This window comes from Sphingopyxis sp. (assembly GCF_051861155.1).
GTDB lineage: Bacteria > Pseudomonadota > Alphaproteobacteria > Sphingomonadales > Sphingomonadaceae > Sphingopyxis.
This window is the reverse complement of the sequence record NZ_JBHYDE010000008.1, coordinates 112929-126951: the sequence shown is the minus strand read 5'-3', so window position 1 is coordinate 126951 and position 14023 is coordinate 112929. Positions and strand designations below refer to the sequence as shown.

Here is a 14023-nt window from a genome sequence, read left to right as displayed (position 1 = left end):
CGGGGCGGCGCGACCCGGCCGCCCCGACGAGTGGGAGGGTTCAGAATTTGAACGAGGCACCCGCGAGGTAGCGGCGGCCATAGGTCTGGTAATCGATCACCGCGCGCGCATCGCGCGGATCGTCGGTCACGAACGGTTCGTTGGTCAGGTTCTGGCCCTGGACAAACACCGACAGCCCTTCGAGCGCACTGCCCGGCTGGAAATCATAGCCCAGCTGCGCATCGACGATCGTTTCCGACCGCGCCCGGCGCCGCACCCGCTGCCCGCCGAAGCCCGACAGTTCGCCGATGAAGCTCGACCGGTAACGCGCGCTGACACGGGCGTTGAAGCCCCATTTTTCGAAATAGGCGGTGCCGTTGGCGACCCATTTCGAATAGCCCGGGATGTCTTCCGCGGGCGCGCCGGGGTTCGGGCTGATCTTCGTCTTGGTATAGGATACGCCCCCGGTCACCCCAAAGCCGTCGAGCGCCGAAGTGAAGGTGCTGAACGGCAACGAGCCGGCCAGTTCGGCGCCGTAAAGTTTGCCGCCCTCGCCGTTGATCGGCGCGTTCACGGTGCCCATGTAATTGACGATGATCGGCAGCCCGCCCGCGTCGTTGCCCGGCGCCTGGATCGGATAGCCGGTGAAATCGAACGGGATCGCCTGATTATAGATGTAGCTCTTCAAATCCTTGTAGAAGAACTGCACCGCGAGATAGCCCGTCGAGCCGAAATATTTCTCCAGCGTCAGATCGGCGGCATTGGCGCGCCACGGGCGAAGGTCGGGGTTGCCCGAATCGCCGCGCACCACCGCGCAGGTCCGCCCGGTCGGGCACACCATGCCGCCCGGATCGCCGATCGTGGTGCCATAGCTCAAGGTCGCGCGCAGGTCGTCGAGCCGCGGTCGGACGATTTCGCGCGCCACGCTGACGCGGACCACGAAGTCGCTCGCGGTGCGCAGCGACAGGTTCAGGCTGGGCAGCACGTCGATATAATCGGTGCTTTCGCGGCGCGGAATGCCCTGGATATTCGGCGATCCGTTGGGGTTGGTGCCCGCAAAGGTCGCGCTGGCGCCGCTCGAATTCTGGTCGGTGAAGATCGCCTGCACCCCGAAATTGCCGGTCAGCACCGACGACCCCATTTCCTGGTCGATATTGGCCTGAAGATAGGTGGTCATCTGCTTTTCGGCGACGTTGTACGCCTTGACCACCACATCGCCATAGGGGTTCGGCACCAGCGTGTAGATGCCAGCCGCGAGCAGGTCGCGCGGATCGTAGCTGATGACGGGGCCGAGGCCGAGATAGGCAAGGTCGGTCGTGCCGCGGCGGAACTGCGTCGGTACCGGCAGGCTGGTCAGCCCGTCGGTGTTGGCGGTCAGCCCGACAAAGGCTTCGTCGGGGGTCAGCTGCTTGGTGCGGGTCGTGTAATTGACCCCGAACTGCACCGATTTCAGAAAGCCCTCCATCTCGCGTTCGATCTCGACGCGATACTGCCATAGCTCATCCTCGATGATGCGGTTGTTGTAGTAACCGTCCTGGCCGCCGCGGATGCGCCCGCCGTTGACCCCGGTCTGGTCGCCGCCCCAGCCGAGCGGGCTGGTCAACTGAATGAGGTTATAATCGCCATAGTTGAGCGTCGGACGGAAAAAGGTGCCGTCGATGTCGCTGGTGAACCCGATGCTGTCCCGCGCGCCGACCCCGGCGCCGCGACCCGTCCCCGAATTGCTTTCGAGGATCAGTTCGTTGCGGTCGGTTTTCGACATGCTGATGTCGGCATAGGCGTTCCAACCGTCGTCGCCCTGCCAGCGGTTGTTCCAGCCAAAGCTGTACAGCTTGGCATTGCGTTCGAACACGTCGTTGCGCACCACGCCTTCGACATTGGTGAAGGTGCCGGCGCGGGCAAAGACGAATTCGCCGCTGTCGTCGACGTCGGTGATGTTCACCCCGGCGCCGCCAAAGGCGAGCGGCAGTTCGATGCCGCGCTTGATCTGGTCGTCGCTGAAATCCGAATAAAAAGCGTCGAAGGTCGAGGTGAAATTGGGGGTCGGCGCCCATTCCAGCGTGCCCTGAAGCCCCAACCGCTTCAGCTGGGTCGAGGTCGCATAGGATTTCGAACCGCCGAGCACGACCGGGCTGGCGAGGGTGCCATTGCCGGCATAGCCCCAGGCGTTGAATTCCTGGATCTGATAAGGTTCGTCGAGATAGCTTGCCGACAGCGCGATACCGATCGTGTCGTCGGCGAACTGGTCGACGAAGGTGCCGTTGACCCGGTAGCCATATTTTTTCGACCCGACGTTGAGCTTGCCGATTTCGGCCCAGGTGCCGCGGCCGCCAACCGAAATGACGCGCTTGCCATATTCGAGCGGGCGGATCGTCTTGAGATCGACGGTGCCCGAAAGGCCCTGGCCGACGATCGACGCCATCGGCGATTTGTAAACCAGCACCTGGTTGACGACTTCGGACGGATATTGGTCATATTCGACCGCGCGGTTGTCGCCGGTCGAGGTCTGTTCGCGGCCGTTGAGCAATGTCGTCGAGAAATCGGGGGCGAAACCGCGGATCGAGATCGAGTTCGAGCGGCCCGACACACGCTGCGAGGTCAACCCCGGCAGGCGCGCGATCGATTCGGCGATCGACGCATCGGGCAGCTTGCCAATGTCTTCGGCCGAGATCGATTCGACCACCTGGTCGCGGGTTTTCTTGGCGTTCACCGCGCTCTGCAAGCTGGCGCGAAAGCCGGTGACGACGATCGCGTCCTCACTGCCTTCTGCGCCGCCTTCCTCGGCGGCGGGCGCGGTGTCGGCATCCTGTGCCCACGCGGCGGCCGGCAGCAATGCGGTCAAGGCAACGCCAAGCGCCATGGCGCTGGCCCCGCGGCGAAGACTGGTCGATTTGGTCATGCTAAACTCCCCTGCTGCGGCGGGCGGCTTGGCCAGGCGACGACAAAAGGGGGCGGCAATCGCGCCGCGCGGCATCCTCTCATCGACGCGTGGGTTTTCCCATCGCGGCCTAGCAATTGGAGCCAATCGGCGGGGACGGCCATAGGGTATACGTATACGCATATTATGCGGCCGCGCCGCCTGTCGCCGAAATGTCACGCTTTTCGCCGCCGACACCCTTGCCTCTGGCGCCATGCAATTTCTTGGCAGCGCCCGGCCCAGCCGCTAGGCTGCCCCGCAGCAGCGACCCACGCCAAGGCCGCCGCACCCGGGAGAAATAGATGGGGCGCCAGCCCTCGGCCAAACCGACGAGTTTCGACATCGCCTATCTGGCGGGGGTGTCGCAACCGACTGTGTCGCGTGCGCTGCGCGGCGGCAAATCGGTCAGCGCCGCGACCCGCGCCAACATCGAACGCATCGCGCGCGAGCTCAACTACACCGTCGATAAAAACGCCTCCAGCCTGCGCTCGCAGCGCACCCACACGCTGGCGCTGCTGTTCTTCGAGGATCCGACGCCCGACGAATCGATGATCAACCCCTTTTTCCTGTCGATGCTGGGCTCGATCACCCGCGAATGCGCGCTGCGCGGTTACGACCTGCTGATCAGTTTCCAACAGATGCACAACGACTGGCACGTCGCCTATCAGGACAGCCACCGGTCCGACGGGATCATCCTCCTGGGCTATGGCGATTACCAGCTGTACCTCACCAAGCTTGAGCATCTGGTCGAGATGGGGACGAAATTCGTGCGCTGGGGGTCGGTGTCCGACGACGGCATCGGACTGACCGTCGGTTCGGACAATGTCGGGGCGGGCGAACAGGCGGGCGCGCATCTGATCGCGATCGGGCGGCGGCGGATCGCATTCCTGGGTGACGCGTCGGACCATGCGCCCGAGTTTCAGGACCGCTACACCGGGCTGTGCCGCGCGATGCGGGCCGCGGGCGCAGTACCCGACCCGGCGCTGCAACGCGACGCGGTGTCGTCGGAGGATTCGGGCTATGCCGCCGCAAAATCGCTGCTCGCCGGCGGCCAGCCGTTCGATGCGATCTTCGCGGCGAGCGACCTGATCGCGATCGGCGCGATGCGCGCGCTGGCCGAGGCGGGTCTTCGCCTGCCGCACGACGTCGCGATCATCGGCTTCGACGACATCCCCGCCGCCAGCCTGACCTCGCCGACGCTGACCACGGTGATGCAGGACATGAAGGGCGCCGGGACGCTGCTCGTCGATGCGCTGCTGGCGCGGATCGACGACCGCCCGGTCGAACGCACGATGCTACCCGCGCGGCTGATCGAGCGGCAGAGCACGGCGGTTTGACAATGCCGCCTCCCCTGAAGGGGAGAGGCTTAAACTACGCATTCGTATAACCAGCACCGACACCTTGCCCTCCCCCACCCGCCCTGCAATCCTCCGCGCCGACAAGAGCCGCCAATGCGGCCATGGGGAGAGACACATGGACAAGCCGCGGCAGGGCTTTGCCGGCCTTTGGAACATCAGCTTCGGCTTTTTCGGCATCCAGATCGGCTTTGCGCTGCAAAATGCGAATATGAGCCGCATCTTTCAGTCGCTGGGCGAGGATATTGAAAAACTCCCCGGGCTGTGGGTCGCGGCGCCGCTGACCGGCTTGCTCGTCCAGCCGATCATCGGCCATTTGAGCGACAAGACCTGGCTTGGTCGGCTCGGGCGCCGCCGTCCTTATTTTCTCGCCGGCGCGATTCTCGCCGCGATTGCCTTGTTCGTGATGCCCGAAAGCCCGGCAATCTGGTTCGCGGCGATGATGCTGTGGATTCTCGACGCCTCGCTCAACATCTCGATGGAGCCGTTCCGCGCCTTTGTCGGCGACATGCTGCGCCGTGACCAGCATAGCGCGGGCTATGCGGTGCAGACCGCGTTCATCGGCGCGGGGGCGGTCGTCGGATCGCTGTTTCCAACCCTGATGGACGCGATTGGGGTCGCCAATGTCGCGCCGCCGGGGCAGATTCCCGATACGGTCAAATATGCCTTCTGGTTCGGCGGTCTCGCGCTGTTCCTGTCGGTGCTGTGGACCGTCGTCACGACGCGCGAATATGACCCTGCCCAGATGACGGCCTTTGCCGAGCGCGATGCGGCGGCCGAAGCCCCCGCGATCCGCGCCCTCGCCTCGCACAGCTATGCGACCAGCCTACTCTGGATCGCCGCGGGCGGGGCGGTCGTCGCCATCCAGATGCAGTTCGCGCTGCTGCGCGAGGTGCTGCTGCTTGGCGCGCTGCTGATCGGCTATGGGCTCGCCAGCATGCTTGCCATCGCGCTGGCACGCGGGGGGAATGACAAGAATATGCTGTCGAGCATCGTCGGCGATTTCGCGGGTATGCCGCCGCTGATGAAGCGGCTGGCGCTGGTGCAATTCTTCAGCTGGTCGGCTCTGTTCATCATGTGGATCAACACGACGCCGGTGGTCACCCAATATCATTATGGCACCACCGACCCGGCGTCGGCGGCGTATCAGACGGGCGCGAACTGGGTCGGGGAACTGTTTGCGATTTACAACGGCGTCGCCGCGATCGCCGCCCTCACCTTGCTGCCGTGGCTGTCGGCGCGGATCGGGCAGGCGCGCACCCACATCGCCGGGCTGGTCTGCGGCGCGATCGGCTTTGGCAGCTTTTTCCTGCTGCGCGACCCAACCCAGCTGATCGTCAGCGAGATTTTCATCGGCATCTTCTGGGCGTCGGTGCTGGCGATGCCCTATGCGATGCTCGCCTACAGCCTGCCGCAGGCGAAGCTCGGCATTTACATGGGGCTGTTCAACGTCTTCGTCGTCGTGCCGCAATTGCTCGTCGCGACGATCATGGGATCGATCATGCAGGCGTTTTTTCCCGGCGAGCCGATCTATACCATGGCGTTTGCGGCGGCGACGCTGCTGCTCGCGGCGCTCGCGATGCTGCGCGTCGTACCGCTGATGCCAAAGGGCGGACTGGCCGCCTAGCTCGACCAGCCGCCTGCGAGGGCGCGGAACAGCGCGATCTGGCGGCGCGAAATCTGGCCGTCCTGCGCCGCGAGCACCGCCTCGGCCTCGGCAAAGGTGCGTTCGGCGTCGAGCCATTCGAGCGAATCCGAGGCGCCCTCCTGCCGTTTGACGCGCACGATCCGCGCCGCCCGTTCGGCCTGATCGCGCGCGGCACGCAACGCCTGCCGCTGTTCGAGGGCGCGCGCGTAGGACGACAGCGCGGTTTCGGTTTCCTCGAGCGCGCGCAGCACCGCGCCGTCGAACTCGGCGAGCGACGCCTGCGTATCCGCCTCGGCCGCCGCGATTCGCGCCCGCGCCGGTTCCTGATTGGGGAAGGCCCAGTTGAGCAACGGCCCGAGCAGCCAGCGGATCGGCCCGCCGCCGAACACATCGCCAAAGCCCGAACCGGTCGATCCAGCCGAACCACCGAGCGTGATGCGCGGATAAAGATCCGCCGTCGCGACGCCGATGCGCGCGGTGTCGGCGGCGAGGCGGCGCTCGGCGGCGCGAATGTCGGGACGGCGCTTCAAGAGCGCCGCCCCATCACCGACCGGGATGGGGTCGGTGATTTCGAGGCTGATGTTGCGGTCCGCCGCGATGGGGGGGAGCGCAGCGGGGGCACGACCGGTCAGAGTCGCGAGGCGGAACAACGCCGCCTGCCGCTCGGCCTCGATGGAAGGAATGTCGGCCGAGCGCTGGTCGCGGAGCGTCGTGATGCGCGCGAGGTCGAGCCCCGTCGCCATCCCGACCTCTTTGCGGCGTTCGGTGAGCTTCACCTGCTGGTCGAGCAGGCCGACGATGCGCCGCGCGACGTCGAGCCGCGCGGCGCCCGAAGCGGCGTCGGCATAGGCCTGCGTCGTGTCGGCGGCGACGATCACGCGCACCGCATCGGCATTGGCTTCGGCCGCGGCAGCATCGCCGCGCGCCGCCTCGATCGAGCGGCTGACACGGCCGAACAGGTCGACCTCGTACGAAACGTTGAGCCCGACATCGACCGCCCAGTCCTCGCGATCCGCACCCGGCAGGCGCTGGCCTTCGGGGCTGCGGCCGTAATTGGCACCGGCGCCGATCTCGCCCTGCGGCAGCCGGTCCGCGCGCGCGCCGCGCAGTGATGCACGGGCCCGGGCGATGTTCGCGACCGCAACGCGGACGTCGGTGTTGTTGGCAAGCGCATCGCCGACGAGCCCGTCGAGGACGGGATCGTCATAAAGCCGCCACCAGTCGGCTGCGACCGGCGCGAGGGTCACCGCGGGGCTGTTCGCCGATACGAACGGTCCGGTGGCGACGGGCGCCGACGCCGACTTGGGCTCGGCATAGTTGGGGCCGACCGCGCAGGCGGCAAGCGCCAGCGCCGAGGCGGCGGTGAGGATATTGCGGAGGATCATATTCTTGTTCCTTATTCCGCCGGGACCGGCAGCGCGGCCCCGTGGTCGTCTGGCCCGCGCCGCGCGCGCCGCCCGGCCGACCATTGGCTGAGCGCGCGGGCGACGACGTAGAAGGTCGGGGTGAAGATGAGGCCGAACGCCGTCACGCCTAGCATGCCGAAGAAAACCGCGGTGCCAAGCGCCTGGCGCAGCTCCGCCCCTGCCCCGCTCGCGATCAGCAACGGCACGGCGCCGAGGATGAAGGCAAAGCTGGTCATCAGGATCGGGCGCAAACGGTCGCGCGCGGCACGCACCGCGGCTTCGATCGGCGACAAGCCGTCTTCTTCCTCGGCCTGCTTGGCGAATTCGACGATCAGGATCGCATTCTTCGCGGCGAGCGCAATGAGCACGACCAGCCCGATCTGCGTCAGCACATTATTGTCCATGCCGCGCAAATTCACCCCGACCATCGCCGCGAGCAGACACATCGGCACGATGAAGATGATCGTCAGTGGCAGCATCAGGCTTTCATATTGTGCGGCCAACACCAGGAAGACGAAGACCACCGCGAGCGCAAAAACGATACCCGCGGTGTTCGCCGCCGCCTTCTGCTGGAAGGCGATGCCCGTCCATTCGGTGCCGTAACCCGCGGGCAGCGAGTCCGCCGCAAGCTTTTCCATCGTCGTCAGCGATGCGCCCGAGGATGAACCCGGAGCGGTGTCGCCGTCGATCTCGACCGCGGGGAACAAATTGTAGCGCGTGACGCGATACGGCCCGGTGCGGTCCTCAAAATTGGCAACCGACCCGATCGGCACCATCGCGCCCGAATCGGACCGCGTCCGCAGGTTCGCGATATCGGCGACGGTCTGGCGATAGGGCGCGTCGGCCTGCGCGGTGACGCGATAGGTGCGGCCGAGCAGGTTGAAGTCGTTGACGAACGCCGAGCCGAGATAGACCTGCAGCGCCTCGAACACGCGCTCGGGCGGGACGCCGAGCGCATTCGCCTTCGCCCGGTCGATGTCCGCGAAAACGCGCGGGTTGGTCGGATCGAAGAAGGTGAAGACGTTCGCGAGACCCGGGGTCTGGTTCGCCTTGCCGATCAGATTGTTCGTCTCGTTCGCGAGCGCCGCATAACCGTTCCCGCCGCGATCCTGCACGATCATCCGGTATCCGCCCGCCGAGCCGATCCCCTGGATCAGCGGCGGCGGGATGATGACGATCTGCGCCTCGGTAATATCTGCCGTGTTGGCGCGCGCCTGATTCATGATGTCCTCGAAATTGACCCCGAGCTTCCCGCGCTCCTCGAACGATTTGAGCGGGAAATAAGCGGCAGCCGAGTTCGGCGCGAGCGTCTGCGACGGGCCGTCGAAGCCCGCGAGCATCACCGAGCCGAGGACACCCTCGATCGGCAGCACGCGGCCTGCGACCTTCTTCAGCACCGCGTCGGTGCGTTCGACCGAAGCGCCCGAGGGCAGCTTGGCGACGACGAGGAAATAGCCCTGATCCTGCGCGGGGATGAAGCCGGTCGGCGTCGCCCAGAACAGGCCCGCGGTCGCGGCGATCAGCGCGGCATAGGTGACCATCATCTTTTTCGGCGCGCGCACCAGCCGGTCGGTCAGGCGCGCATAGCCATCGCTCATCTTCTCGAAATTGCGATTGAAGCTGTCACCCGCGCGGTGGATGCGCTGCATCAGCCAACCCTCATCCTGGCGCGGGGCGTGCGGCTTAAGCAGGATCGCCGCGAGTGCGGGCGACAGGGTGAGCGACAGGACGAGCGAGATGATCGTCGCGGTCGAGATTGTCACCGCGAACTGTTGATAGAATGCACCCGACAGGCCAGTCAGGAACAGGGTCGGCACGAACACGGCGCAGAGCACGAGCACGATCGCCACGAGCGCCCCCGACACCTCGTCCATCGAGGTGCGCGCGGCTTCCAGCGCGCTCATGCCCTTTTCGAGATTGCGTTCGACATTCTCGACCACCACGATCGCGTCATCGACGACGATGCCGATCGCGAGCACCAGCCCGAACAGCGACAAATTGTTGAGGCTGTAGCCGAACGCCGCGAGCACCACGAAGGTCCCGATCAAGGAAACCGGGATCGCGAGCACCGGAATGATCGCCGCGCGCCATTTCTGCAGGAACACGAGGATCACGATGACGACGAGGATGACCGCTTCGAACAACGTCTCCATCACCGCGTCGATCGACTGGGCGATAAACTCGGTGGGGTTATAGATGACGCGATATTCGAGGCCCTTGGGGAAGCTTTTCGACGCCGCCGCCATTTCGGCTTCGACCGCCTGCGCCGCGGCGAGCGCGTTCGAACCCGGGCGCTGGAAGGTCGCGAGAATGACCGTCGGATCGCCCGACAAATAGGTGTTCGAATTATAGTCCGATGCACCCAGTTCGACGCGCGCGACGTCCGACACGCGGACCTGCCGCCCGTCGGCATCGGTGCGGATAACGATATTGGCGAAATCCTTGGGGTCGGTCAGGCGGCCCTGCGTTTCGACGCTCAGCTGGAAGCTGCTGCCATTGGCATGCGGCGGCTGGCCAAGCGAGCCCGCGGCGACCTGCACATTTTCGCGCCGCAGCGCGGTGACGATCTCGCCCGCGGTCAGGTCGAGCGCGGCGGCGCGGCCGGGGTCGATCCACACGCGCATCGCATAGTCACGCGCACCGAACAGCCGCACGTCGCCAACGCCGTCGATGCGCGACAGGCGATCGCGGAGCTGGGTCAGCGCATAGTTGGAGATATAGGCGCGATCGAGCGACTTGTCGGGTGACACGAGGTTCACCACCATCAGGAAGTCGGGCGACGTCTTGCGCGTCACGACGCCGAGGCGCTGCACCGTTTCGGGCAGACGCGGGGTCGCGATCGCAACGCGGTTCTGCACCAGCACCTGCGCGGCGTCGAGGTCGGTGCCGATCTTGAAGGTCACGGTGATCGTGACGACGCCGTCGCCGGTCGACTGGCTGCTCATATAGAGCATATTGTCGACGCCGTTGATTTCCTGCTCGATCGGCGCCGCCACCGTGTCGGCGACCGTTTCGGCCGACGCGCCGGGGTAATTGGCCGACACGGTCACCGTCGGCGGGACAATGTCGGGATATTGCGACACCGGCAGGCCGATATAGGCGACCGCGCCGACGATGGTGATGATGACGGCGAGCACCGCGGCAAAGATCGGGCGGTCGATGAAAAAGCGGGATAGGCGCATGGGAGAGCCCCTGACTGGAAATTGACCTTCGGAACGCGAGCACTGCCGTCATCCCGGCGCAGGCCGGGATCTCGACGTCAGCAGACCAGCGCACCCTTGAGCTCCCGGCCTTCAGCCACCGGCTGAAGTTTATCCTGAACGCCTGCCAAGGCAGTCGAAGGGCCGGGATGACGAACTCTATTTTGCAAACGTCGCCTGTGCCGACACCGGTTCGGCCGCGGCGGCCGCACCCTTGGGGGGCGTTGAAGCGGCGATCTTGCCCGCCTTGGTCACCGCCTTGGTTCCGGGCCGCGCGAACTGATAGCCGTTGATGACGACCTGATCGGTCGGCGCCAGCCCCGAGCGAATGACGCTGAGGCCGTCGACTTCTGGACCGACCTCGACCGGCTTTGCGGCGACCGTCCCATCCTTGCCGACGACATAGACGATCTTGCGCGCCTGGTCGGTCTGCACCGCCGCGGCGGGGATCAGCAACGCGCGCGTCGTCTGCCCGGTCGACAGGCGCATGTTGCCGAACATGCCGGGGGTCAGGAACATTTCAGGGTTGGCGAAGCGCGCGCGGGCGCGGATCGTGCCCGAACGCGGGTCAAGGCCATTGTCGGTAAAGTCGAGCTGGCCCTTCCAGCGATAATCGCTTTCATCCTGCAGCCGGACCTCGACCGTCGCGCCCTTTTCGGCCGCGGCCCGCTTGGCCTTCAGGAACAGCGCTTCGGAGCCCTGGAAGCTGAAGTAGATCGGGTCCAACGCGTTGATCGTGGTGAGCAAAGTCCCTCCGGCATCGCCCGCCGACACCAGGTTGCCGGCATCGATCTGGCGGTCGGAGATGCGCCCGCCCATCGGGGCGCGCACAACGGTGAATTCGACGTCGAGCGAGCGTGCTGCGATGCGGGCGTCGGCACCGGCGAGCGCCGCCGAGGCGGCGTTGACGCGGGCGCGCAGCCGGTCGATCTCGCTCTGCGACACCGCCTCGACATCGACGAGCCGCCCGGCGCGTTCCAGTTCGAGCCGCGCGAGCGCCAGGTCGCTGCGCGCGCTCGCCGCCGATGCGCGCGCTTCGGCGAGCGCGGCGCGATAGGGGCGCGGGTCGATTGTGAACAGCGGCTGGCCCCGGCGGACGATCTGGCCGTCGGTGAAGTGGATTGCGGTGATCGCGCCCGAGACGCGCGGGCGCACCTCGACCGCCTTAGAGGCTTCGAAACGGCCGATATAGTCGTCCCACAGGGTCACGTCGCGCGCGATCGGCGCTGCGACGGTCAGCACCGGCGCGGGCGCGGCGGCCGCCTGCGGCGGACCATCGCGCAGCAGCCACCAAGCGCCGACGATCAGCACCAGAAACGCGGCGATCCAGGCGTTACGCCGGCTGCGCGCGGGATGGAGCAATGTCTTGAGTTCGCGGCGAACCGTCGCATCGGCGGGGTCGAGCTTTTCGATCGGGGTGTGGACGGTCATTCGGGTGCCCTCTTCTGTTCAATTCGGTCGGCTGCGCGCAAGGCGCAGCGGTGCGCAGCGCGGAAAGCATGCTTCCCGCGGATGACTTCAATTATCCTCATGGCTGGACGGCCCTCTGCGAAGAGGACGGCCATCCGTCCGGCGCCCCGCATGCCGATGCGCGCGCCGATCCCTGTTATATCTTGCGGGCGAACGCAGTCAGACGCCGACCGGAGCAAGGCCCGCTCCCGGACAATATTCTATGTTGGGGGTTCCGGTCGCCACATGATCATTGTCACGCGGCGACCGGCCCGGGGGGAGAACCATTCTTTATATACTAAGTGGTATATATATCTTGTTGCGCTGCGTCAAGCGCATTCTGTACCGGGCAGTAAAAATTTTCTACTAGCGCCCCGGCCACAGCTTCAGGCTGGTTTCGACGAGCCGCTCCAGCTCGGCGCGCGTGGCGCCCGCGCCGGCCTGCACCGCCATGCCCTGGTTCACCGCGATCAGAAATTGCGCGAGACCATCGGGGTCGGTGTCGGGCGGAAAATCACCCTCGTCCTTGGCCCGCGCGAACCGATCGAGCATCGCCAGCTTCGCCGCGGCGCCGCGCGCGACGACCGCGTCGCGAATGCACTCGGCCTCGGCCCCACAGGCGACCGAGCTGATCACGCCCAGACACCCGTTCGGATTTTCGGGGCAGCTGTACATGTCGAGCGCGCCGTGCATCAGCCGCTCGGCCACCCCGCGCGCAGTCGGCGCATCAAGCGCGGCGCGCATATAATCGGTCTTTTCGCGTTCATAGAGGTCGAGCGCCTTGTTGAAGAGCGCTTCCTTGTTGCCGAACGCGGCGTAAAGGCTGGGCTTGGTAATCCCCATCGCATCGGTGAGGTCGGCCATCGACGCGCCCTCATACCCCTTCGACCAGAACACGCGCAGCGCCGCCGCAAGCGCGGCATCGACGCAAAACTCGCGCGGGCGGCCCTTATGCGGTGCAGCGGGGGCAATGGCAGCTTCGATTTCCATAACGGCTGGTATATAAGTGAGGCGGCGGCAAATGTCCAGTGGCGCCGGAAACGGCCTTGACCGTGAAAAGAATGCCATTTCGTCAATCGGTGGAGGCCCGAGCCGGAATCGAACCGGCGTGCACGGATTTGCAGTCCGCTGCGTCACCACTCCGCCATCGGGCCTCATGCCAAATTGCCGCATCCTGGGGGATGGGCCGGGTGTTGGACGGCGCCGCTAGTGAGGGGGTTTCGCCGCCTTGTCAAGGATTCGGCTGCACGCCGACTGGCCCCCATGATGCGGGGTTGGCGGCACCGGCGTTGCCCGCTATGCGCGTCTTAGCGGGCAAAGGCTGTATTACTATTGCAATACAGCGTAGGTTGGGCTAGAGCTGCCCCGCACAGGTTCATGCCCCCAGGGAATCGGAAAAAGGCTGATGGCGACCAAGTTTAGCGAAATCACCGCGGCGGACATGCGCTCTGCCATGATCGACAGCCAGCTGCGCACCAACGACGTCATCGACGCGGCGGTGGTCGGCGCCATGGCGGCGGTGCCGCGCGAGGCGCATGTGCCCGCCCATCTAGCGAGCGTCGCCTATATGGACCGCGCGATCGCGCTGGGCCACGGCCGCGCCCTCAACGCGCCGCTGGTCACCGGCCGCATGCTTGTGGCCGCAGCAATCCGCCCCGGCATGCGCGTGCTGCTGGTCGGCGGCGCGACCGGCTACACCGCGGCGCTGCTGTCGCGGCTCGGCGCCGAAGTCCATGCGGTCGAGGAACAGGCCGAGTTGATGGCGATCGCGCAAGCCGCAACCGCCGACGCCGACATCCACTGGGTCGCCGGGCCGCTGAACGCCGGGGCGCCCGGCGCCGCGCCGTTCGACCGCATCATCGTCGACGGCGCGATCGAAACGCTGCCGGACGCGCTGGCGGCGCAGTTGGCCGAGGGTGGCCGCCTGGTCGCGGCACGCCGCGAAGGCGCGGTGACGCGGCTGGTCCAGGGGGTCAAGGCCGGCGGCGCGGTGCCGCTGCGCAGCTTTGCCGACATGGACGCCGCGCCGCTGCCCGGTTTTGCCGCCCCGGCGGGCTTCACATTCTAAA

8 protein-coding genes and 1 tRNA gene are annotated in these 14023 nt (G+C 66.1%); 3 read left to right on the top strand and 6 right to left on the bottom strand.

The window, feature by feature from the left end; translation table 11 throughout:
• Window positions 1–40: 40 nt before the first annotated feature.
• A complete protein-coding gene (locus tag ACTIFP_RS14960; RefSeq protein ID WP_439569501.1) occupies window positions 41–2878 on the bottom strand; it encodes a TonB-dependent receptor in 2838 nt (945 codons plus the stop codon).
• 320 nt (window positions 2879–3198) lie between these two features.
• On the opposite strand from ACTIFP_RS14960, the gene ACTIFP_RS14955 reads away from it, so the two are divergent.
• Window positions 3199–4233 carry a LacI family DNA-binding transcriptional regulator gene (locus tag ACTIFP_RS14955; protein WP_439569500.1) on the top strand — a complete coding sequence of 345 codons (1035 nt, stop codon included), beginning with the start codon at window positions 3199–3201 and terminating at the stop codon, window positions 4231–4233.
• 136 nt (window positions 4234–4369) lie between these two features.
• On the top strand, window positions 4370–5878 hold the full coding sequence (locus ACTIFP_RS14950; protein ID WP_439569499.1) for an MFS transporter: 1509 nt from the start codon (window positions 4370–4372) through the stop codon (window positions 5876–5878).
• On the opposite strand, the gene ACTIFP_RS14945 is transcribed toward ACTIFP_RS14950, so the two are convergent.
• The 5 genes from ACTIFP_RS14945 to ACTIFP_RS14925 form a co-directional block, all read right to left on the bottom strand.
• Window positions 5875–7284, bottom strand: coding sequence for an efflux transporter outer membrane subunit (locus tag ACTIFP_RS14945; RefSeq protein ID WP_439569498.1), 1410 nt, complete (start codon window positions 7282–7284; stop codon window positions 5875–5877). The two genes, ACTIFP_RS14950 and ACTIFP_RS14945, sit on opposite strands and share 4 nt — an antisense overlap.
• Before the next feature lie 11 nt (window positions 7285–7295).
• Window positions 7296–10487, bottom strand: coding sequence for an efflux RND transporter permease subunit (locus ACTIFP_RS14940; RefSeq protein WP_439569497.1), 3192 nt, complete (start codon window positions 10485–10487; stop codon window positions 7296–7298).
• 177 nt (window positions 10488–10664) lie between these two features.
• Window positions 10665–11936: an efflux RND transporter periplasmic adaptor subunit gene (locus ACTIFP_RS14935; RefSeq protein ID WP_439569496.1), complete on the bottom strand. Its 1272-nt coding sequence runs from the start codon at window positions 11934–11936 to the stop codon at window positions 10665–10667.
• A gap of 384 nt (window positions 11937–12320) precedes the next feature.
• Complete coding sequence (locus ACTIFP_RS14930; protein WP_439569495.1) at window positions 12321–12944, bottom strand: TetR/AcrR family transcriptional regulator; 624 nt, start codon at window positions 12942–12944, stop codon at window positions 12321–12323.
• A gap of 90 nt (window positions 12945–13034) precedes the next feature.
• Window positions 13035–13108: transfer RNA gene (locus ACTIFP_RS14925), tRNA-Cys, on the bottom strand.
• A gap of 251 nt (window positions 13109–13359) precedes the next feature.
• Between ACTIFP_RS14925 and ACTIFP_RS14920 the strand changes: the two genes are divergently transcribed.
• A complete protein-coding gene (locus ACTIFP_RS14920; protein ID WP_439569494.1) occupies window positions 13360–14022 on the top strand; it encodes a protein-L-isoaspartate O-methyltransferase family protein in 663 nt (220 codons plus the stop codon).
• Window position 14023 lies beyond the last annotated feature (1 nt).

What these genes read in the sequence shown, in the direction of transcription:
- ACTIFP_RS14960 (WP_439569501.1), bottom strand. Translation starts at nt 2,878, where the DNA reads ATGACCAAATCGACCAGTCTTCGCCGCGGGGCCAGCGCCATGGCGCTT.
- ACTIFP_RS14955 (WP_439569500.1), top strand. Translation starts at nt 3,199, where the DNA reads ATGGGGCGCCAGCCCTCGGCCAAACCGACGAGTTTCGACATCGCCTAT.
- ACTIFP_RS14950 (WP_439569499.1), top strand. Translation starts at nt 4,370, where the DNA reads ATGGACAAGCCGCGGCAGGGCTTTGCCGGCCTTTGGAACATCAGCTTC.
- ACTIFP_RS14945 (WP_439569498.1), bottom strand. Translation starts at nt 7,284, where the DNA reads ATGATCCTCCGCAATATCCTCACCGCCGCCTCGGCGCTGGCGCTTGCC.
- ACTIFP_RS14940 (WP_439569497.1), bottom strand. Translation starts at nt 10,487, where the DNA reads ATGCGCCTATCCCGCTTTTTCATCGACCGCCCGATCTTTGCCGCGGTG.
- ACTIFP_RS14935 (WP_439569496.1), bottom strand. Translation starts at nt 11,936, where the DNA reads ATGACCGTCCACACCCCGATCGAAAAGCTCGACCCCGCCGATGCGACG.
- ACTIFP_RS14930 (WP_439569495.1), bottom strand. Translation starts at nt 12,944, where the DNA reads ATGGAAATCGAAGCTGCCATTGCCCCCGCTGCACCGCATAAGGGCCGC.
- ACTIFP_RS14920 (WP_439569494.1), top strand. Translation starts at nt 13,360, where the DNA reads ATGGCGACCAAGTTTAGCGAAATCACCGCGGCGGACATGCGCTCTGCC.